The 18,440-nt window shown below is 71.7% G+C and carries 17 protein-coding genes and 1 riboswitch; of the genes, 8 read left to right on the forward strand and 9 right to left on the reverse strand.

All coding sequences use genetic code 11. From position 1 onward, the window contains the following. Nucleotides 1–167 precede the first annotated feature (167 nt). Nucleotides 168–1,328 (forward strand): discoidin domain-containing protein, encoded by a 1,161-nt coding sequence (locus ABT336_RS09350; protein ID WP_350896035.1) that lies wholly within the window; start codon nt 168–170, stop codon nt 1,326–1,328. A gap of 103 nt (nt 1,329–1,431) precedes the next feature. Here the strand turns inward: ABT336_RS09350 and ABT336_RS09355 are convergent, their stop codons facing one another. Further along, nucleotides 1,432–2,517: a glycoside hydrolase family protein gene (locus tag ABT336_RS09355; protein WP_350896036.1), complete on the reverse strand. Its 1,086-nt coding sequence runs from the start codon at nt 2,515–2,517 to the stop codon at nt 1,432–1,434. Between the two features lie 159 nt (nt 2,518–2,676). Here ABT336_RS09355 and ABT336_RS09360 point away from each other — a divergent pair, with 159 nt between their 5' ends. Continuing rightward, the gene (locus ABT336_RS09360; protein WP_350896037.1) at nt 2,677–3,243 is read left to right on the forward strand and encodes a sigma-70 family RNA polymerase sigma factor; all 567 of its coding nucleotides are present in this window, start codon (nt 2,677–2,679) and stop codon (nt 3,241–3,243) included. A gap of 24 nt (nt 3,244–3,267) precedes the next feature. On the opposite strand, the gene ABT336_RS09365 is transcribed toward ABT336_RS09360, so the two are convergent. From ABT336_RS09365 to ABT336_RS09380, 4 genes are all read right to left on the reverse strand, one after another. Beyond that, nucleotides 3,268–3,744, reverse strand: a complete 477-nt coding sequence (locus ABT336_RS09365; protein WP_350896038.1) for a transcriptional regulator — start codon at nt 3,742–3,744, stop codon at nt 3,268–3,270. 145 nt (nt 3,745–3,889) lie between these two features. Continuing rightward, a complete protein-coding gene (locus ABT336_RS09370; RefSeq protein WP_350896039.1) occupies nt 3,890–4,549 on the reverse strand; it encodes a response regulator in 660 nt (219 codons plus the stop codon). Then, entirely contained in the window at nt 4,546–5,757 is a 1,212-nt protein-coding gene (locus ABT336_RS09375; RefSeq protein WP_350896040.1) for a sensor histidine kinase, read from the reverse strand. Before ABT336_RS09375 ends, ABT336_RS09370 begins: the two co-directional genes overlap by 4 nt. A 10-nt stretch (nt 5,758–5,767) precedes the next feature. Beyond that, nucleotides 5,768–6,532 carry a carbohydrate-binding protein gene (locus ABT336_RS09380; RefSeq protein ID WP_350896041.1) on the reverse strand — a complete coding sequence of 255 codons (765 nt, stop codon included), beginning with the start codon at nt 6,530–6,532 and terminating at the stop codon, nt 5,768–5,770. Between the two features lie 334 nt (nt 6,533–6,866). On the opposite strand from ABT336_RS09380, the gene ABT336_RS09385 reads away from it, so the two are divergent. Together ABT336_RS09385 and ABT336_RS09390 are read left to right on the forward strand one after the other, a co-directional pair. Continuing rightward, nucleotides 6,867–8,453, forward strand: a complete 1,587-nt coding sequence (locus tag ABT336_RS09385; RefSeq protein WP_350896042.1) for a DUF1996 domain-containing protein — start codon at nt 6,867–6,869, stop codon at nt 8,451–8,453. Nucleotides 8,454–8,654: 201 nt separating this feature from the next. After that, nucleotides 8,655–8,999, forward strand: coding sequence for a hypothetical protein (locus ABT336_RS09390; RefSeq protein WP_350896043.1), 345 nt, complete (start codon nt 8,655–8,657; stop codon nt 8,997–8,999). A gap of 73 nt (nt 9,000–9,072) precedes the next feature. On the opposite strand, the gene ABT336_RS09395 is transcribed toward ABT336_RS09390, so the two are convergent. Beyond that, entirely contained in the window at nt 9,073–9,363 is a 291-nt protein-coding gene (locus ABT336_RS09395; protein WP_350896044.1) for a DUF1540 domain-containing protein, read from the reverse strand. A gap of 246 nt (nt 9,364–9,609) precedes the next feature. Here ABT336_RS09395 and ABT336_RS09400 point away from each other — a divergent pair, with 246 nt between their 5' ends. Next, nucleotides 9,610–11,040 (forward strand): PepSY-associated TM helix domain-containing protein, encoded by a 1,431-nt coding sequence (locus tag ABT336_RS09400; RefSeq protein ID WP_350896045.1) that lies wholly within the window; start codon nt 9,610–9,612, stop codon nt 11,038–11,040. A gap of 133 nt (nt 11,041–11,173) precedes the next feature. Here the strand turns inward: ABT336_RS09400 and rpsD are convergent, their stop codons facing one another. Next, on the reverse strand, nt 11,174–11,785 hold the full coding sequence (gene rpsD / locus ABT336_RS09405) for a 30S ribosomal protein S4 (RefSeq protein WP_350896068.1): 612 nt from the start codon (nt 11,783–11,785) through the stop codon (nt 11,174–11,176). 39 nt (nt 11,786–11,824) lie between these two features. On the opposite strand from rpsD, the gene ABT336_RS09410 reads away from it, so the two are divergent. The 3 genes from ABT336_RS09410 (at nt 11,825) to ABT336_RS09420 (ending at nt 16,359) form a co-directional block, all read left to right on the forward strand. After that, nucleotides 11,825–12,286, forward strand: a complete 462-nt coding sequence (locus ABT336_RS09410) for a hypothetical protein (RefSeq protein ID WP_350896046.1) — start codon at nt 11,825–11,827, stop codon at nt 12,284–12,286. Between the two features lie 205 nt (nt 12,287–12,491). Then, nucleotides 12,492–12,707: riboswitch (cobalamin riboswitch) on the forward strand. Nucleotides 12,708–12,862: 155 nt separating this feature from the next. After that, nucleotides 12,863–15,304 (forward strand): ribonucleoside-diphosphate reductase subunit alpha, encoded by a 2,442-nt coding sequence (locus tag ABT336_RS09415; protein ID WP_350896069.1) that lies wholly within the window; start codon nt 12,863–12,865, stop codon nt 15,302–15,304. Between the two features lie 59 nt (nt 15,305–15,363). Next, nucleotides 15,364–16,359 (forward strand): ribonucleotide-diphosphate reductase subunit beta, encoded by a 996-nt coding sequence (locus ABT336_RS09420; RefSeq protein WP_350896047.1) that lies wholly within the window; start codon nt 15,364–15,366, stop codon nt 16,357–16,359. Nucleotides 16,360–16,489: 130 nt separating this feature from the next. On the opposite strand, the gene ABT336_RS09425 is transcribed toward ABT336_RS09420, so the two are convergent. Beyond that, complete coding sequence (locus tag ABT336_RS09425) at nt 16,490–16,783, reverse strand: amphi-Trp domain-containing protein (protein ID WP_350896048.1); 294 nt, start codon at nt 16,781–16,783, stop codon at nt 16,490–16,492. 63 nt (nt 16,784–16,846) lie between these two features. Then, nucleotides 16,847–18,436, reverse strand: coding sequence for a xylulokinase (locus ABT336_RS09430; protein WP_350896049.1), 1,590 nt, complete (start codon nt 18,434–18,436; stop codon nt 16,847–16,849). Nucleotides 18,437–18,440 lie beyond the last annotated feature (4 nt).

The following is an 18,440-nucleotide window of genomic DNA, read 5'->3' on the forward strand; positions in this document are numbered from 1 at the left end:
CCATATTAAAATGCATAAGATGTCAAAGGAGTTCATTAATGTGGTGTATGGATTTCAGACGTTTGCTCTTCATATCTTCCGGACCGGGCGCGCCGACGCCGGCACGGCCGGTCCCGGCCGACGGTCGGCCCGGTGGGTCGAAGACCCGGCCCGCCCAGCCGACGGTCGTGTCGACGACGCGGCAGCCCGTCCCGGTCGAGGGGGTCCGCCAGGCCGCCCCGCAGGTGGTGACGGCTCCCCAGAGCCCGAAGACGCCCCCGGTCGCGGTGACCGGGGCACGGTCGGGAGGCGCACCCCGGGCGTCGACCACCGCCGGACCGTCGACCCCCGCGAACGCGGCGGCGACGGAGCGGGCCGCCGCGCCCACCGGGGGGACCGAGACGCCGTCGGAGGTGACCAAGCCGCCGGTGGGGTCGATCGCCACGCCGGGCAGCGAGTCCCGCGGACCCATCGTCGGGCACCGCAAGCGGTCCCGGCGACGGGCCGCCCCGGTCCTGGCGGCCACCGCGGTGCTGGCGGTCGCCACCGCCAGCGGGTACGTCCTCAACCAGAACCCGGGACAGTCGGGCGGCCCGACGGCCCCGGCGGCCGAGGTGGCGTTGCCGCCCGAGTCGTCGATCGACCCCGCCCTGCCCCCGCTGCCGGACCCCTTCCCTGTCGATCCGGCCAGCGCCGACCCGGAGGCCGACCCGGACGCCGACCCGACCGCCGACCCGGGTAGCCCCGCCCCGACCCCCAGCGGGACCGCCCCGGCCGGATCCCCACCGGAAGCCGGTGGCACCCCCGGACCGGCCGGATCCCCACCGAGCCCGGCCACCGGCGGAGACGGTCGACCCGTGGCCCCTCCGCCGGTCAGCCGGACCAGCGACCGGCCCGCCGCGCAGAACCCGGCACCCCCGGCGGCCACGACGATGCCCGGCCGGGTCAACAGCTCCGGCCGGAACCTGGCCCTCGGGGGCGTCGCCAACGCCTCCAGTGTCGAGGTCAACGCCGTCTGGGACGCCCGGTACGCCATCGACGGGAACACGGAGAGCCGGTGGAGCAGCGCCTTCGGCTCCGACCCGCAGTGGATCGCGGTGGACCTCGGTGACGTGTGGCAGGTGACCCAGGTGCGGCTGCTGTGGGAGCGGGCGTACGCGACGGCGTACCGGATCGAGGTGTCGACCGACGGCAGGACCTGGCGGGCCGTCTACCGGACCACCACCGGAGCCGGCGGAAGCGTGACTGTCGCCGTGCCCCGCTCTCCGGTGCGCTACGTGCGGGTGGTCGGCACGGCCCGGGCTCTGCAGGGCTACGGGTACTCGCTGCACGAGATCGAGGTGCGCTGACCGGACTGATGCGCCCGGAGTCGGCCTGTCGGAGACGCCCGGAGCTGGGTCTTTCGACCCGGCTCCGGGCGTCGGTCGTAGCCGGAGGTGGACGGGGCCGGCGTCAGCCGGCGGCCTGGAACGCCCGACCCACCACAGTCGCCTCGGTGCCGCTGCGGAACAGTCCGGTCCGGTCCCGGTCGGTGGCCGGCAACCCGAACCAGGCGTACCGGTGCACGTACGAGGTGTTGCCGAGCATCTTCGTCGCGCCGGTGAGGAAGGCGGCCTGCTGCTGCTGGGTGGGGAAGCGGACCGCCCCGCCGGAGAAGTCCATCAGCGCGAACTCGGTCAACCAGATCGGCAGCCGGTACCGGGCGTACACGTCGGCGAGGTAGCGCTGGAGCTGCCCGACAGCCCGCTCCGAGTCGAAGTCCCCGCCGTACCAGTGCAGGGCGATGAAGTCGACCCGGTAGCCGCGCTCCTTCGCACCCGACATGAACCGGTCCAACCAGCCGCCCGGGTCGGCCCCGCCGTACGCGACGGCCGGACTGCCCAGCCGGCTACCCGTCGACATCAGCCTCGGCCACAACCGCAGCGCCTCCTCGACGCTCATGTTGGACTGCTCGGCGAGGTCCGGCTCGTTGAACCCGAGCAGGTACGGCCCGGCCGCCCGCGCCTCGGCGAGGGCCTGGTCGGTGACGCTGCCCGGACCCCAGATCATCGGTACGAACTGGACACCCCTCGGGGTGTCGATGCCCTCACGTCGGGTGCTCCACGTGTAGTACCAACTCGCCGTCGACGCCTCCAACGCCTGACTGACCCCGTCGAACCGCCAGGCGCCGACGCCCTTCTTCGCGGAGGTGACCGCCGCCTGCGGTGCCGGGGCGGTACGGCGGGGCGCCCGGCTCGACTCGACGGCCTCGGGTGCTGCGGCGACCCGGGTCGGGGAGGGCGACGGGACGGTGCTGGGGGTGGGGGTGGGGGAGGCGCTCGGGGACACGCTCGGCGACCCGGCCACGCCGGGGGTGAGCACGACGCCCGGACCGTCGAGGACCTCGATCGGCGGGGCCGCGCCGAGGGCCGTCTGGGTCGGTGCGGGCGGGGAGACCCGGGCGGTGGCCAGTAGCCCACTGCCCAGGAGCACCGAGGCGACCGCGAACGCGGTCAGCGCCAGTCGGCCACCCGGCCGGTTGACGAGGCTATTCTTCATACCTCCATGACGGACACGAGGGGGCGGGCGTTCATTCTGAGATCTTGGGACCGGGCCTAGGCCCATGTGAGTCCTTCGCCTCAGGACCGCCCGAGCGACGCTTTACTAGCGTCCGTCACGAGCGCGTGGGGATCAGCAGGGCCAGGGGAGGCGGCAGCGGTGAACAGCGACGTGTGCACGAAGGTCCGGGAGACCGACACCGACATCGACACCGACGCGGACCGGGAACGCCGGATGCGGGCGGTCTTCTCGGCGAACGCCCAACCGCTGTACTACTTCCTCCTGCGGCTGACCCGGGGGCAGCGTGAGGTCGCCGAGGACCTTCTCCAGGAGACGATGCTGCGGGCCTGGCGGCGGCTGCCGGACCTGCCCGACGAGGCCGAGATGGTCCGCCGGTGGCTCTTCATCGCCGCCCGCTACCTCGCCATCGACGCGGCCCGGGCCAGGTCCTCCCGCCCGACCGAGGTCTACGGTGTGGACGTCAGCTGGGCGCCGGCCCCCGACGGGGCGTACGACGACCTGTTGAACCGGTTCACCCTCGCCGACGCGCTGCGCAAGCTCAGCCCCGAGCACCGGACGGTGCTGGTGGAGCTGTACTACGGTGACGCCTCGGCGGCCGAGGCCGCGGCGCGGATCGGCATCCCGGAGGGCACCGTACGGTCGCGCTCGTTCTACGCGCTGCGGGCCGCACGCGGCATCCTCAGCGGCGTCGACGAGATGGTCTGACGACCCCACGGGTGTCATCTCCGTTCAGCCCGCGGCGACCACGCCGGCCGGGTTGCGCAGTGACCAGCTCGCCGCCGCCACCGCCACCGGGGACAACCAACCCAGTCCACCGGCGACCGCACTGACCGCTCGAAGCAGGTCGGACGGCTCGAAGTGGTCGTACACCAGGCATCCCCGGACCGGGGTGCGCAGCTTCGCCGTGATGGCGTCCCGGTCGGTCGCCCGGGTCAGCAGCAGCACCCGGGAGCGTCGCGCCAGTGCGCGTACCAGGTCGGTGCCGTCGGGGCTGGTCACCCGGTCGTCCAGCAGGGTCACGTTCGGGCGGAGGCGGTGCGCCAGCCGTACCGCCTCAGCGCCGTCACCGGTGAGCCCGACGACCCGTATCCGCTCGCCGGTGTCGAGTACCCCACGCATGGTGGCCTGCTCGAACCCGCCCGGGTGCACGATCAGGGCGCTGACCGTACCGGCCCGGCGGGAGGCGAGGTCGCCGACGTCGCCCATCACCTGGCCGTCGATCCGTCGTTCATTCGTCTGCCATCCGCTCGGCGTCCACTCCGGCGGAAAATGCCCCGCCGCCCATACAACGCGCCGGGGGGCGGTCCCGTTCAATCCATGCGCGACTTTCGCCAGAACTTCGGGGGCGGACCTATTCCCGGCCCGTCCACCTGACGACCGCCTCGGTCCGGTTGGTGGCCTGGAGCTTGGTGAAGATGTGGTTGAGGTGGTTCTTCACCGTCTTCTCGGTCAGCAGGAGTCGCCGGGCGATGGCCGCGTTCGAGTGCCCGGCGCAGAGCAACTTCATCACGTCCTGCTCGCGGGGGGTCAGGCCGAAGCCCTGCCGGGTCCGGCGCAGCTGCTCGTCGCGGTCGACCCCCTCCCGTTCCCGGTCGGCCTGTTCGCGCAGCAGCGCGATGGTGACCGAGGCGCTGCGTGGCGACAGCCACCCCTGGCCGGAGGCGACCGACCGGACCGCCCGCAGCAGCTCCGCCGGGTCGAACTCCCCGTGGACCAGGTAGCCCCGGGCCCCGCCGCGCAGCATGGCGGCGATCAGGTCGTCGGCGGAGTCGCTGGTCAGCACGAGTACGGCGGAGCGTTCGGCGAGCGTGCTGACGACGCTGAGCCCGTCGGCGATGGGCATCCGGTAGTCCAGCAGGATCACGTCGGGGACCAGCCGTTGGGCCATCGTCACGGCGGTCCGCCCGTCGGGTGCCTCGCCGACGATGTGCAGGTCCTCGGCGCTGGCGAGGTATCCGCGCAGCGCCATCCGCACGATGGGGTTGTCGTCGACGATCATGACCTCGATCACCAGTGCACCGCTCTCCGGGAGGATCCCTGCTCGACAGGGGCGGCCCCCGAGAGGGGGATCCGCGCCTGCACCGTGGTACCGGTTCCGGGACCCGAGTCGACGCGGAGGGTACCGCCGACGGCGTGGGCCCGTTCGGTCATCCCGACGATGCCGAAGTTGCCGGAGGCGGAGAGTCCGGTCAGCTCCGCAGGGGTGGCGAATCCGGCCCCGTTGTCCCTGATGGTCAGGACGAGGTTCCCGTCGTACTGGTCCAGGTCGACCCGGACCACTGTCGCCCTGGCGTGCCGGGCCACGTTCTCCAGCGCCTCGGCGAGGATCTGGTTCAGTTCGTACCGGGCCGCCACCGGGGGTTCGACGGCGGTGGTGGCGACCCGTACCGGCACCCGCGTCCGCTCGGACCAGGCCTCACACACCCGCCGTACCTGGTCGGGGAAGGGCCGGTCCAGCACGTCGCTGCGGAGCCCGGACAGCAGGTTGCGGGCCTCCCGGATCGCGGTGTCGGCCCCGACCGAGACGGTACTGGCGAGCTGCTCGGCCAGGTCGGGTTGGCGGCGGAGCAGGTTGGGCAGCGCCACCGCGGCGAACGACACCCCCCGCAGGGTCTTGGCCACCGAGTCGTGCAGTTCCCGGGCCAGCCGGGCCCGTTCCGAGGCCGCCGCCGAGTGGTGGGCGCCGGCGACCGCCGTGACGGAGGCGTCGATGTACCGGGCCAGGCTGGCGGTCACGACGGCGGCACCGATCCCGCAGACGATGAAGATCATCGGGAAGGCGAGGACGAACGGGGCGACGATGGAGGTGGCGGCCTCGGTCCCGGCGGTCTTGAGCAGTTGGGTGGCCACCGCCAGGCCCAGCCCCGCGTTGACGATCCACAGCAGCAGTCCGTGGTTGCCCAGCAGGGCCCCGCTGAGCGCGGCGTACCCGGCGGCGTAGCAGAAGTAGGCGAGCCCACCCTCGGTGAGTATCAGGACACCGATCATCAGGGCGGCGTCGACGGCCAGGACGCACAGCCGCCATCGGATGACTGTGGGCCACCGGCCCAGCACGCTGACCTGCACCATCGTGATCACGGTGATCACGGCGAGGGTGCCGGCGGCTCGCCACGGGTCGTCGATCAACCGCAGGCCGATGCCGACGGCGGCGAAGGTGAGGACGAGCCGACCCAGGAGCATGGCCCGGCACAGGGCGGCGTACGCGACGAAGCGGCTCATCGGACGCCGGTCAGCTGATGGTGATCTTGTCGATGTCCGGTGGTGGCCCGGTGTCATTGAAGAAGCGCAGGCTGACCCGGCCGGCGGGCAGGGAGGCGGTGTACTGCAGGGTGTGCTGCTTGTCCCAGCCGGTGCCGGTGACGACGTGGGTGGTGGGGGTCCGGTCGTTGACGGAGATCTTGATCTCCCGTTGGCCATCCACCTGGTAGGTGACGGTGATGGTGCGCCGACCGGCGGTGGGGTTGTTCAGGTAGGCGGTGAGCGTCCCCAGGTAGCGGACGCGGGCACCACCGTCGCAGGCGGAGCAGGCGGCGACCTTGGCGCCGCCGCCGAGGTCGTTGCCGGGGTCCTCGGCCTGCACGGTGATCGGCTTGAACGACGACGAGCCGGAGTCACGCGTCGGCGTCGGGGTGGCAGGGGCGGTGGCTGTGGGTCCGCCCTGCTCCGGCTGCTCGGAACGGCTCGGGGTGGGGGTGGGCCCGGTGTCGCGGGGGCTGGGGCTCGGCCCGGAGGGGGTGTCGGTCGGGGTCGGGGTGGTGACCGGCGGGGCGGCCGGGCCGCCGTCCGGGGTGGACCCGACCTCCGGGGGCCCGCTCGGGGTGGCCGCGACCCCGCCCAGGGACCGGTCCGGCAGTTGGTCGTCGGCGGGGGCCAGCTGCGGGGGGATCACGACGGCAGCCAACACGATCCCACCGGCCAGGGCGCTGATGCCGACCCAGTGCGGCATGCGGATCGAGCGGATGGGATCCGGTGGGGCGGCCAGCAGGCGCGGCACGGAATCGGCGGTATCGAAAGCCGCTTTGGTGGGCACCACTCGACTCCCCGCGGTATGAGCCATGAACCGGAAGCGCGATTCGTCTAACGGTACACCGGATGTCGCACCTTGCCGACGTCCACCCGACCGCCTGACGTGCTGCTATCCGTCCTGCGCGGAGCGTGAGATGTGTTCGGGCGGGCGAGGTGACGGTAGGTGTCGGCTCCATTCCTCCTCGCGCGGACCTGGGCCTCGACGGTGCCCGCCTGGGTCCTTCGCCTCATTCGTCCCGGCCTCGGGTCTGGTTAGCGTACGCCGTCGTCCAGACTCGATTCGTTGCTTTCTCGGAGGCTTCATGGGAACCCCGATCTCGCCGTCGTCCGGCCCACGCCGGTTGCGTCTGCGCTATGCCCTGGTGGCGGCCGCCCTCGCCACGACCGTCGGTGTGGCGTCCTGGACGGCGGTCGGTCCGCTGCAGCTCACCGGTGCCGAGAAGGCCCCGGCGCCGCAGGGCGAGCCGGTGCCCGCCGTGGCACCGGAGCACGAGCACTCCTCGGAGCCGACCGAGGAGGCCAAGCCGGCCCCGGCCGCGTCCGAGTCCAGCGAGACGAAGCGGCCCCGTCCGCAGTCGTCGACCGGGAGCCCCCACCAGGGACACCGGGCCCCCGCGCCCGGCGAGTACGTCCTGGCCGAGAACCCGGTGACCGGGGTGGTCCCCTCCACGAAGACCCCGCCGCGCAAGGCGCACCGCGAGTTCCAGGCGAACTGCTCGGTGAGCCACCGCCTGGACGACGACCCGATCGTCTTCTTCAACCAGGCGGGTGCCTCGCACAACCACACCTTCATGGGCAACACCACCACGAAGGCGTCGAGCACCACCGAGTCGCTGATGCGCGGCTCGACCCTGTGCCGGGTCCCCGGCGACCGGTCCGCCTACTGGATGCCCACCGTGCTCAACGGTGACCAGCCCATCCAGCCGGTCGGCCCGCAGGTCATCTACTACAAGAGCGGTGTACGCGACTACACCAGCGTCCGGCCGTTCCCGGTGGGCCTGCGGTACCTGGTGGGCAGCCCGATGACGACCGCGCAGCAGTTCGCCGCGGCCCCCGGTTACCAGAAGGGCTGGGAGTGCGGCGACAGCTACGACAACGTCGACTTCCCCGCCAACTGCCCGTCCGGGACCCAGCTCAACATCCGGATGCAGGCACCGAGCTGCTGGGACGGCAAGCACCTGGACTCCCCGGACCACGTCAGCCACATCGTGTACCCGAGGGACGGCGTCTGCCCGACGAGCCACCCGGTCGCCGTGCCGATGCTCGAGTTCAAGATGGCCTTCCCGGTCAGCGGGGACATGTCCCGGGTGAAGCTCGCCAGCGGCAGGGGCTTCACGTTCCACTACGACTTCTACAACGCCTGGGACGCCCCGACGCTGAGCGCGCTGGTCAAGCACTGCATCAACGCTGGTCGGCAGTGTGACGCCCGTGGCTACTCGCAGTTCGATCCGCAGGCCGGTGCGGCCCTGGACGAGCACTACCAGGTCCCGGGCAGCCGTACGGTCCTGGACCGCAGCGGGTGGACCGCCACCGCGTCCGGTGCCGGGCGGGGCAGCGAGCCGGCGAAGATGCTCGACGGTGACCCGCGCAGCCGGTTCACCACCGGCAACCCGATGGTGAACGGTCAGTCGGTCACCGTGGACATGCGCTCGTCGCGTTCGGTCAGCGGGATCTCCCTGGTCAGTAACGGTGCCGACTACGCCCGCGGCTACCAGGTGTTCCTCTCCACCGACGGGTCGAACTGGGGTTCCCCGGTCGCCAGCGGACCGGGGGCGGAGACGATCGCCGCGGACTTCTCGCCGCGTAACGCCCGCTACATCCGGGTGGTCCAGACCGGGTCGGCCAGCAACTGGTGGTCGATCTCCGAGTTCGTCGCCTTCTCCCGGTGACCGTCCGGTAAGACCCTTCCACCCACCGGCGCCGAACCGCAGGGAGCGAACCCGGATCGGTGTCGGCCGGGGGAAGTCCAACCGACCACTGTCAGCTTGCTGACAGTGGTCGGTTGTCGTTCACTGTAGAAGTCCATCGTGGGAGGCATGGTCTTGCGTTCTCCCGTCGGCGGGTGGGGGGATCTGCTCCGGCACCCTCCGATGCCCGCGCCGGTTCGGGTCACGGTGCTGCTGTTCGGTCTGCTGGCCCTGTTGTTCGCCCTGGCCACCGTGCATCGACTGGTGTCCGACTCCGGGTCGATCGGTGCCGCCGCGTTCTTCGCCGTCATGGCGGTGGCCAGCGTCGGCGTGGCGGCCGCACTGGTCACCCGGCGACGCTGGGCGGCCTACCCGGCGTTCGCGCTGTCGGCTCTGCTTGCAGTGGCCTCGTTGGGCATGTTCGGGGCGATCACCGTCGTCGGGATCGGCCTCCTGGCCTGGGTGCTGGTGGCGCTCAACGGCACCGCCGCCCGCGTCTGGCTCAGCGGGCGTCGCCGACTGCGGTGACAGGTGGGTGGGATCCGGAGCGACCGGGGGTCCCCCACCGTGTGCGGGACCCCCGGTCGTGGTGCGCCTCGGATCACCGGGGTTCGTACGTCTGGCAGTCGGCGATGTCCTGACCGGGGCCGACCCGGATCGACGGGGCGTTGCACTCCAACTGTTCGTTGAACCGACAGTCCGCTCGCTGGCAGGCGCCGACCTGGGCGATCACCCGGTCCAGTCCGCCCTTGGCGGAGGTGTCGATGAAGGTGGTGCAGGCGGCACTCTCCTCGCCGATGGTGATGGCGAAGGCGTGGCAGCCGTCGTGGTTGTACCCGCAGTCGGTCACCGTGCACTCGTGGACCCGGGGCATCTCCAGCATGTCGGTCATGATCAGCCTCTTCTCACAGGTGGTGTCCGGTCCCGGGGTTACCCGCTGACGACCCGGTGACGCCCCGAGAATCTGCCCCATTTCGGGGTGTTTCGGGAAGGGCTGCCTCACCTGACCGGGTCTGCCGGGTGGCCGGTGTGGCACTCCGGGTGGCGATCGTCGGGAACCAGCCGGCACGGCTGTGCGACTACTCCTCGACGCACCGCCCCGAGCGGCGTCGCCGCTGCCAGTCAGGAAGGCCCGCCCATGTCACTCGCCCCGGAGCTGCCGAAGACGGCCCCGTCGACACCTCCACCCGCCGGACCGCCCGGACGGCGGCAGCCGACCTCCGGCGCCGGTGCCCTGCTGTTGCGGCTGCACTTCTACGCCGGGGTGCTGGTCGCCCCCTTCATCGTGGTGGCGGCGTTGACCGGGCTGTTGTACACGGTCGTACCGCAGCTGGACGCGGTGGTCTACCGCCAGGAGCTGTTCGTGGACGCCGTCGGTGACCAGCCCCGGCCGCTCGCCGAGCAGATCGCCGCCGCCCGCGCCGCCCACCCGGACGGCACGCTGACCTCGGTCACCACCCCGGCCGCGCCGGACCGCACCACGGAGGTGGTGTTCTCCCTGCCGGAACTGGGAGAGAAGTCGCACACCGTGTACGTCGACCCGTACACCGCTGTGGTGCGCGGTCAGTTGGTCACCTGGTTCGGGTCGACCCCGGTGACCACCTGGATCGACGACCTGCACCGCAACCTGCACCTCGGCGACCTCGGTCGGCACTACTCGGAGTTGGCGGCGAGCTGGCTCTGGGTCGTCGCGCTCGGCGGCGTGGTCCTGTGGTGGCGTCGCAGCCGTGGGCGGCGGTTCCTGGTGCCCGACCTGAAGGCCCGCAAGGGGGTACGCCGTACCCGGGGCTGGCACGCGGCCGTCGGGGTGTGGTTGCTGGCCGGGTTGCTCGTCCTGTCCGCCACCGGGTTGACCTGGTCGCGGTATGCGGGTGGGAACTTCGGGTCGGCGTTGGACGTCCTGGACGCTCGCACCCCGCAGGTGTCGACCTCGCTCACCGGTGCCCCGGCGGTCTCCGGTGGACACCACGGTGCCGCTCCCGTCGCCGTCGAGGTGGACCCGGCCGACGCCGACACGGTGCTGGGGGTCGCCCGGGACGCGGGCCTGTCCGGGCCGGTGACGGTGACCCCGCCGGCCGAGGCGACCTCGGCCTGGCGGGTCGGCCAGGTCGACCAGGTCTGGCCGACCCGCTCCGACGTGGTCGCCGTCGACCCGTCCGCCGGGACCGTCACCGACCGGGTCGACCACGCCGACTGGCCGGTGCTGGCGAAGCTGACCTCCTGGGGGATCCTCGTGCACATGGGCGTCCTGTTCGGGGTGGCCAACCAGATCGTCCTGGCCGCGCTCGCCGTCGGTCTGCTCTGCGTCACCTTCTGGGGATACCGGATGTGGTGGCAGCGTCGCCCCACCAAGGACGGTCGCCGGGCGCTCGTCGGTGCGGCGCCGGCCCGGGGCGCCTGGGACTCCGCTCCCACCTGGCTGATCCTGGTCGGGGTCCCGGTGAGCATCGCTGTCGGCCTGGCTCTGCCCCTGCTCGGGGTGAGCCTGCTCGGGTTCCTCGTCGTCGACGTGGTCGTCGGTCTCCTCAGGTCCCGCCGGGCGCGGACGGGGGCACCCACCGCCTCCTGATCCCCGTCGTGCCGGACGACCCCGCCCCCGGCAAGGGGCCGGGTCGTCCGGCCTGGTCGCCTTGGTCGGGGACCAGCACGATCGGTCGCCTCAGCCGGGGGCCGGGGCGAGTGGTGTTCGACCGGGGGACCGGTCAGCGCGAGTAGTGCTCGACGACGAGCTGCTCGTCGCAGATCACCGGCACCTCGGCGCGTTGCGGGAGCCGGATCAGCCGCGCGGTGAGCCCGGACAGGTCGACGTCCAGGTACGGGGCGGTCCGTTGCGGAGCGTGCGCCCCGGCGGCGGCGACGAGGAACGGGGCCTTGGTCCGGCTGGACTCCACCACCCCGATCCGGTCCTCCGGCTGCAGCCGGGCCGAGGGGCGGTCCACCCGTCGACCGTTGACGGTGACGTGACGGTGGGTGACGAGCTGGCGGGCCGCGTAGATGGTCCGGGCGAAGCCGGCCCGCAGGACGAGGGCGTCGAGGCGGCACTCCAGGTCGACGACCAGCTCCTCGCCGGTCTTGCCGGGCCGGCGTACCGCCCTGTCGAACGCCCGCCGCAGTTGCCCCTCGCGCAGGTCGTACTGGGCCCGCAGGCGCTGCTTTTCGAGCAGCCGGACCTTGTAGTTGCTCTCTGTCCTGCGGGCGGCCCGGCCGTGCACTCCGGGCGGGTACGGGCGGCGTTCGAAGTACTGCACGCACTTGGGGGTCAGCGGGATACCGAGTCGGCGGGACCGCTTGATCTTCGGGCGGGACTGGTTCATCATCACCTCTCAACTAAGGTAAGCCTAACCTAATCGGAGGTGGTGGAGTTGGGCAAGATCCAGCAATCCCCGGCGATCGTCGACACCCCGGCAGTGCGGCTGCACGCGCTGCTGGCCCGCGCCGACTCGCTGACCCTGCACACCCCGCACCACCGGGCCGAGCTGTTCGCCCGACACGCCGTGACGCAGGCCGGTGGGCTCCGGCTCACCCTCCCGGCGGCGGCCGGTCTGGCCCGGCACCTCGTCGACGTCGGGGAGGTGCCGGCCCGGGTGGAGTTCGCCGAGCTGGGTACCGGCCGGACCGGTGACCGGGTGCGCGCCCGCGCCGCCCTGCTCGGGTGGCTCACCCCCGACGCACTCCACGGCGACGACCTGGTGGCGCACCTCGACCTCGCCTCCGCCGACCTCGTCGACCCGGACGGGGCGGAGGAGGTCGACCCGGACGAGTTCCGTGCCGCAGCCGGCTGTCCGCCCGACCCCTCGGGCCGCTACTGCACATAGGTTGCAACAGCCTCCCTGTGGCGGTATTCATGAGGGGGGATGCCGTTCGGTGTGGACGCTGCCGGACGACACACCCGGCCACCCCGGCGCTTGCGATGATCCGAGCCTCCGCCGGGGTGGCCACTCCGCTTCGCCGCAGCCCTGCGACGACCTCGACACGCCCGGACCCGACATGTTGGGTGTGACAATGCTGCGCTCCCTATATATGGTGTCGAGCGCAGCTGGTTCGGCCGTTCATCCCGAGCGGACGAGGCAAGAGGGAACCCGGTGGGAATCCGGGACTGCCCCGCAGCGGTGAGTGGGAACGACCGCCGTCATCAGCACTGGGCCGACACCGGCCTGGGAAGCGACGGCCAGTAGGAGACCGGTGATCCCGGCCAGGCCCGCGAGTCCGAAGACCTGCCAGCGCGCCGCGTACCCCGCAGTGGGTGGGCGGCGGTCCGAGGCCGCGTGGGACGGCCGACGCCCTCGCGAGCCCGCGTCGACACCGGCGTGCGTCCGCCGGTGTCCGTCCCGTGCTGCTGTCGGACCCTCCGGTCTCGAACTCGCGAGGAGTCAGTGGTGACAGTCACCGAGATGTTCCCGGCCGCCGCCGTCGGCGAGTCCGACCCGTCCGGGCCACGACGGGTCCGGGTCCGCACCCGTGACGGCGCCGTCGACCTGGTCGACGCCGGCCAGATCGCCCACTCGGTACGCCGGTGGGCCGCCGACCTGACCGACGTCGACCCGATGCGGGTGGCCACCCGTACCGTCGAGGGCCTCTACGACGGCGCGAGCAGCGACGAGGTCGACCGCCTCGTGGTGCAGACCGCGGCCGAGCTGATCGGCACCGAACCGCAGTACTCCCGGCTCGCCGCCCGGCTGCTGGCCGCCGAGGTCGGCACGGAGGTCCGGGGGCAGGGGCTGGCGACCTTCAGTCAGGCCGTCGCCCACGGCCACACCCTCGGCCTGATCGGCGACGACACGGCGCGGTTCGTCGCCACCCACGCCGACGTCCTCGACGCGGCCGTCGACGACGCCGGTGACCTGCGCTTCGAGTACTTCGGACTGCGCACCGTGTACGACCGCTACCTGCTCCGCCACCCGACCGGCCGGCAGGTGGTGGAGACCCCGCAGTACTGGTTGCTGCGGGTGGCCTGCGGGCTGTCCCAGGAGCCGGGGGAGGCCGTCGAGTTCTACCGACTCATGTCGAGCCTGGCCTACCTGCCCAGCTCACCGACGCTGTTCAACTCCGGCACCGCGCACACCCAGATGTCCTCCTGCTACCTGGTCGACTCTCCGCGTGACGAACTCGACTCCATCTACCAGCGCTACGCCCAGGTCGCGAACCTGTCGAAGTTCGCCGGTGGCATCGGCATCGGGTTCTCCCGGGTCCGCTCCCGGGGCGCGCTGATCCGGGGCACCAACGGCCGCTCCAACGGGATCGTGCCGTGGCTGCGCACCCTGGACGCCAGCGTCGCGGCGGTCAACCAGGGCGGCCGGCGCAAGGGCGCGGCCTGCGTCTACCTGGAGCCGTGGCACCCCGACATCGAGGAGTTCCTGCAGCTGCGGGACAACACCGGCGAGGACGCCCGTCGGACCCACAACCTGAACCTGGCCAACTGGATCCCGGACGAGTTCATGCGCCGGGTCGAGGACGACGGGATCTGGTCGCTGTTCGACCCGGACGAGGTCCCCGGCCTGTCCGACCTGTGGGGGGCGGAGTTCGAGGCCGCGTACCGGGCCGCCGAGGCCGAGGGCCGCTACGTGCGTCAGCTGCCCGCCCGGGAGCTGTACGGCAAGATGATGCGGACCCTGGCCCAGACCGGCAACGGGTGGATGACGTTCAAGGACGCCTCGAACCGGCTGTGCAACCAGACCGCCGAGCCCGGCAACGTCGTGCACCTGTCCAACCTGTGCACCGAGATCATCGAGGTGTCCAGCGACTCCGAGACCGCCGTCTGCAACCTCGGCTCGGTCAACCTCGCCGCCCACCTCGCCGACGGGGACCTGGACTGGGCGAAGCTGCGCGCCACGGTGCGGACCGCCGTCACCTTCCTGGACCGGGTCATCGACATCAACTACTACCCGACTCCCCAGGCGGCGGCGAGCAACCCCCGCTGGCGTCCGGTGGGGCTGGGCATGATGGGCCTGCAGGACGTCTTCTTCGCCCTGCGGCTGCCCTTCGACTCGCCGGAGGCCAAGGAACTGTCCACCCGGATCGGTGAGGAGCTGTACCTCACCGCCCTGGAGACCTCGGCCGGACTGGCCGAGCGCTTCGGCCCGCACCCGGCCTTCGCCGAGACCCGGGCCGCCCGGGGACAGCTGCAACCGGACCTGTGGGGGGTCACCGGCGTCCAGACCGACAGGTGGTCGGCGCTGCGCGAGCGGGTCGCCGCGTCCGGTCTGCGCAACTCGCTGCTGGTGGCGATCGCCCCGACCGCCACCATCGCCGCCATCGCCGGGTGCTACGAGTGCATCGAGCCGCAGGTGTCCAACCTGTTCAAGCGGGAGACCCTGTCCGGTGAGTTCCTCCAGATCAACACCGCCCTGGTTCGGGAGCTGAAGGCGCGGGGGTTGTGGACCGACCGGATCCGTACCGAGATCCGCCGGGCCGACGGGTCGGTCCAGGGGGTGTCGGAGCTGCCGGCGGACGTACGGGAGCTGTTCCGAACCGCCTGGGAGCTGCCGCAGCGGGCGCTGATCGACCTGGCTGCCGCCCGCTCGCCCTTCATCGACCAGTCGCAGTCGCTGAACCTCTTCCTGGCCGCGCCCACCATCGGCAAGCTCTCCTCGATGTACCGCTACGCCTGGAAGTCGGGACTGAAGACCACCTACTACCTGCGGTCGCGTCCGGCGACCCGGATCCAGCAGGCCACCGTCGCCGCCGGTTCGACGGCCGTCGCGCCCGCCGTCCTGGCCGGTTCGGCAGCGGCTGCCGCCTCCGCGTCGTTGGTGGCAGTGCTGCCCAGCGCCGCCGAGGCGGAGGCCCTGGCCTGCTCCCTGGAGAACCCGGAGTCCTGCGAGGCGTGCCAGTGACGGTCTCCGCGACACCCGCCGCCGTGCCACGCGACCCCGACGCCACGAGGACCACGCACATGCTGCTCGACCCCGGGATGAACCTCACCCTCCGGCCCATGCGCTACCCGCACTTCTTCGACAGGTACCGCGACGCGATCAAGAACACCTGGACCGTGGAGGAGGTGGACCTGCACTCCGACCTCACCGACCTCGACCGGCTCAGCCCGGCCGAACGGCACCTGGTCAGTCGGCTCGTCGCGTTCTTCGCCACCGGGGACACCATCGTCGCCAACAACCTGGTGCTCAACCTCTACCAGCACGTCAACTCGCCCGAGGGGCGGCTCTACCTGTCCCGTCAACTGTTCGAGGAGGCCGTCCACGTCCAGTTCTACCTGAACCTGCTCGACACGTACGTCCCCGACGAGCAGGAGCGGGCCGAGGCGTTCGCCGCGATCGAGAACATCCCGTCGATCCGCCGCAAGGCGGAGTTCTGCTTCCGGTGGATCGACTCCATCGACGAGCTGCGGGAGCTGCGTACCCGCGAGGACCGGCGGGCCTTCCTGCTCAACCTGATCTGCTTCGCCGCCTGCATCGAGGGGCTGTTCTTCTACGGCGCCTTCGCCTACGTCTACTTCCTGCGGTCCCGGGGTCTGCTGCACGGCCTCGCCTCCGGCACGAACTGGGTCTTCCGCGACGAGTCGATGCACATGGCGTTCGCCTTCGACGTGGTCGACACCGTACGGCGGGAGGAGCCGGACCTCTTCGACGACGACCTCTCCCGGCAGGTCGGCGACATGATCGCCGAGGCGGTCGAGTGCGAGGTCCAGTTCGCCGAGGACCTGCTCGGCCAGGGGGTGCCCGGTCTGACCCTGACCGACATGCGGGAGTACCTCCAGTACGTCGCCGACCGTCGACTGGCACAGCTCGGCATCGCCCCCCGGTATGGCTCGGCCAACCCGTTCGGGTTCATGGAGTTGCAGGACGTGCAGGAACTGTCCAACTTCTTCGAACGTCGGGTCTCCGCGTACCAGGTGGGCGTGACCGGGACCGTCGCCTTCGACGACGACTTCTGACCCGTCCGGACGGTTGTTCCCGCCGCAGTCGCCCTCGGTGACTGCGGCGGCGGCGTTGACGTCCTCCCCGGACTGGCCTTGGCCTGGGTGCTCCCAGGCCAAGGCGGTTCGTCACCGCTTCGCGGCGTCGTTACTCGGTGGTGTCGGACCCGGCGTCGGCCTTGTCGTCGGAGTCGGTCTCGGCGGTCGGCTCGGTGGTGGCCTCGGCCGGCTTCGCCTTGGTCCAGGAGAACTCGATCTCGACGGAGAGCTCGTCGCCGTCCTCCTCGATCTCCAGCTCGCACTCGACCTCGTCGGCGACGACGACCGCCCCGCCGGCACCGTAGAAGATCTTGCCGGTCTCCTCCAACTGGCTGGCCAGCTGGCGCAGCCACGCGGCCAGGTCCGCCCGGGACACGGTCCGCTCGTCCTCGTAGATATCCATGCCCGACATGATGTCATCCCACCCCGGCAGAGCTGATCATGGGGAGGGGGCATCGGACCGGGATCACCGGTGCAGCCTCCGATAGATCGGGGCGAGGCGTCTGTGCAGGTCACGGTAGATGTCGAAGGTCTCGTCGTAGACGGCCCGGTGCGCCGCTGTCGGCTCGAAGACCCGGTCGGTGCGGACCAGGTCGGGCAGGTCGGCGAAGGTGACCTGCCCGGTCCCGACCGCCCCGATCCACCCGGCTCCCCGGGCGTTGACGGCCAGCGGCCGGGCGTCGCGTCGGATCTCCACGTCGAGGACGTCGGCGAAGATCTGGCACCACGACTGCGAGGACGCGCCCCCGCCGGTGATCGCCATCGAGGTGACCGGGGCGCCGAGGAACCGGTCGACGGCCCGCATCAACCACCGGGTGTTGAAGGCGACCCCCTCGAAGACCGCGCGCAGCAGATCCGACCGGTTGGTGTCCAGGGAGATGTTGACGAACCCGGCGCGCAGGTGCGGATCGTCGACCGGGGCGCGTTCGCCGTACAGCCAGGGGGTGTAGAGGACGCCGTTGGCCCCGGCCGGGACGGTGGGCAGGATCGCGTCGAAGGCGTCGAAGATGGACCCCTCGTCCCGGGTGACGTGGCCGGCCCCGACCAGCGGGTCGTCGAACTCCACCACCTTGTCCCGCAGCCAGGTCAGGTTCGCCCCGGCGGTGGCCTGCAGGGCGGTCATCAGGTAGCGGTCCGGCAGGGCGCACGGCACCGCGGCGATCCCGGCGGCCACGTCGGTCTTCTTGCGGGGTACGTGCGCCGCGACCCAGGACGAGGTGCCCAGGTAGAGGTGCGGGTCGTGGTCGCCGGTGGTGCCGGCCCCGACGGCGGCGGCGGTGTTGTCGACGGCCCCGGCGACCACCCGTACCGACTCCGGCAGGCCGAGGTGGACGGCGGCGGCCGGGGTGAGGGTGCCGATCACCTCGGTGCAGGCCACGATCGGTGGCAGCTTGTCGGCGTCGATGCCGCAGTCGGCGACCAGGGCGGGGGAGTACCGGATGTCACCGGGGCGCCGGTTGTCGGTCACCCACGAGGTGAGGATCGAGTCCACAGTGGCGACGGTCCGCCCGGTCAGCTTCAGGTTGATCCAGTCGAGGACGTTGAGGAAGGCCGCGGTCCGGGCGTACACCTGCGGCATCTCGTCGCGGACCAGGAGCATGTGGGCGGCCGGGTCCTTCCCGGTCGCCGAGGGCATCCCACCGGTGAGCCGCAGCCACCTGGCGATCCGCCGCACCGACATCCCCTGGTACGCGGGGAACCCGCCGAACTGTCGGCGCAGGTTCGCCGCCCCGCGCATGTCCAACCAGCTGATGCAGGCCGTCAGGGGCTCCCCGGCGGCGTCCACGGCGATGGTCCCCTCGCCCTGGGTGGAGGCGCACACCACCCCGACCGCCGCAAGGTGCTCGGGGTGGGACCGTCCCAGGTCGGCGGTGACCTCGCCGAGCGCCGACCACCAGGCGCGCGGGTCCTGCTCGGCGCCCCCACCGGGCAGGACGTGCAGCGGCACCGCCCGCTCCGCCCAGCCGGTGACTGTGCCGTCGGCGGCGACCAGGGCGGCCTTCATCCCGGAGGTGCCCAGGTCTACCGCGAGCACCTGCGGGGCGGGTGCCGCCATTCGC

Source organism: Micromonospora sp. NPDC000207 (assembly GCF_040300925.1).
In the GTDB taxonomy this organism is placed as follows: Bacteria; Actinomycetota; Actinomycetes; order Mycobacteriales; family Micromonosporaceae; genus Micromonospora.

Coding starts and splice junctions, on each gene's coding strand:
- ABT336_RS09355 (WP_350896036.1), bottom strand. CDS start 2,517: ATGAAGAATAGCCTCGTCAACCGGCCGGGTGGCCGACTGGCGCTGACC.
- ABT336_RS09365 (WP_350896038.1), bottom strand. CDS start 3,744: ATGGGCGACGTCGGCGACCTCGCCTCCCGCCGGGCCGGTACGGTCAGC.
- ABT336_RS09375 (WP_350896040.1), bottom strand. CDS start 5,757: ATGAGCCGCTTCGTCGCGTACGCCGCCCTGTGCCGGGCCATGCTCCTG.
- ABT336_RS09385 (WP_350896042.1), top strand. CDS start 6,867: ATGGGAACCCCGATCTCGCCGTCGTCCGGCCCACGCCGGTTGCGTCTG.
- ABT336_RS09390 (WP_350896043.1), top strand. CDS start 8,655: ATGCCCGCGCCGGTTCGGGTCACGGTGCTGCTGTTCGGTCTGCTGGCC.
- ABT336_RS09395 (WP_350896044.1), bottom strand. CDS start 9,363: ATGACCGACATGCTGGAGATGCCCCGGGTCCACGAGTGCACGGTGACC.
- ABT336_RS09400 (WP_350896045.1), top strand. CDS start 9,610: ATGTCACTCGCCCCGGAGCTGCCGAAGACGGCCCCGTCGACACCTCCA.
- rpsD (WP_350896068.1), bottom strand. CDS start 11,785: ATGAACCAGTCCCGCCCGAAGATCAAGCGGTCCCGCCGACTCGGTATC.
- ABT336_RS09415 (WP_350896069.1), top strand. CDS start 12,863: ATGTTCCCGGCCGCCGCCGTCGGCGAGTCCGACCCGTCCGGGCCACGA.
- ABT336_RS09420 (WP_350896047.1), top strand. CDS start 15,364: ATGCTGCTCGACCCCGGGATGAACCTCACCCTCCGGCCCATGCGCTAC.
- ABT336_RS09425 (WP_350896048.1), bottom strand. CDS start 16,783: ATGGATATCTACGAGGACGAGCGGACCGTGTCCCGGGCGGACCTGGCC.
- ABT336_RS09430 (WP_350896049.1), bottom strand. CDS start 18,436: ATGGCGGCACCCGCCCCGCAGGTGCTCGCGGTAGACCTGGGCACCTCC.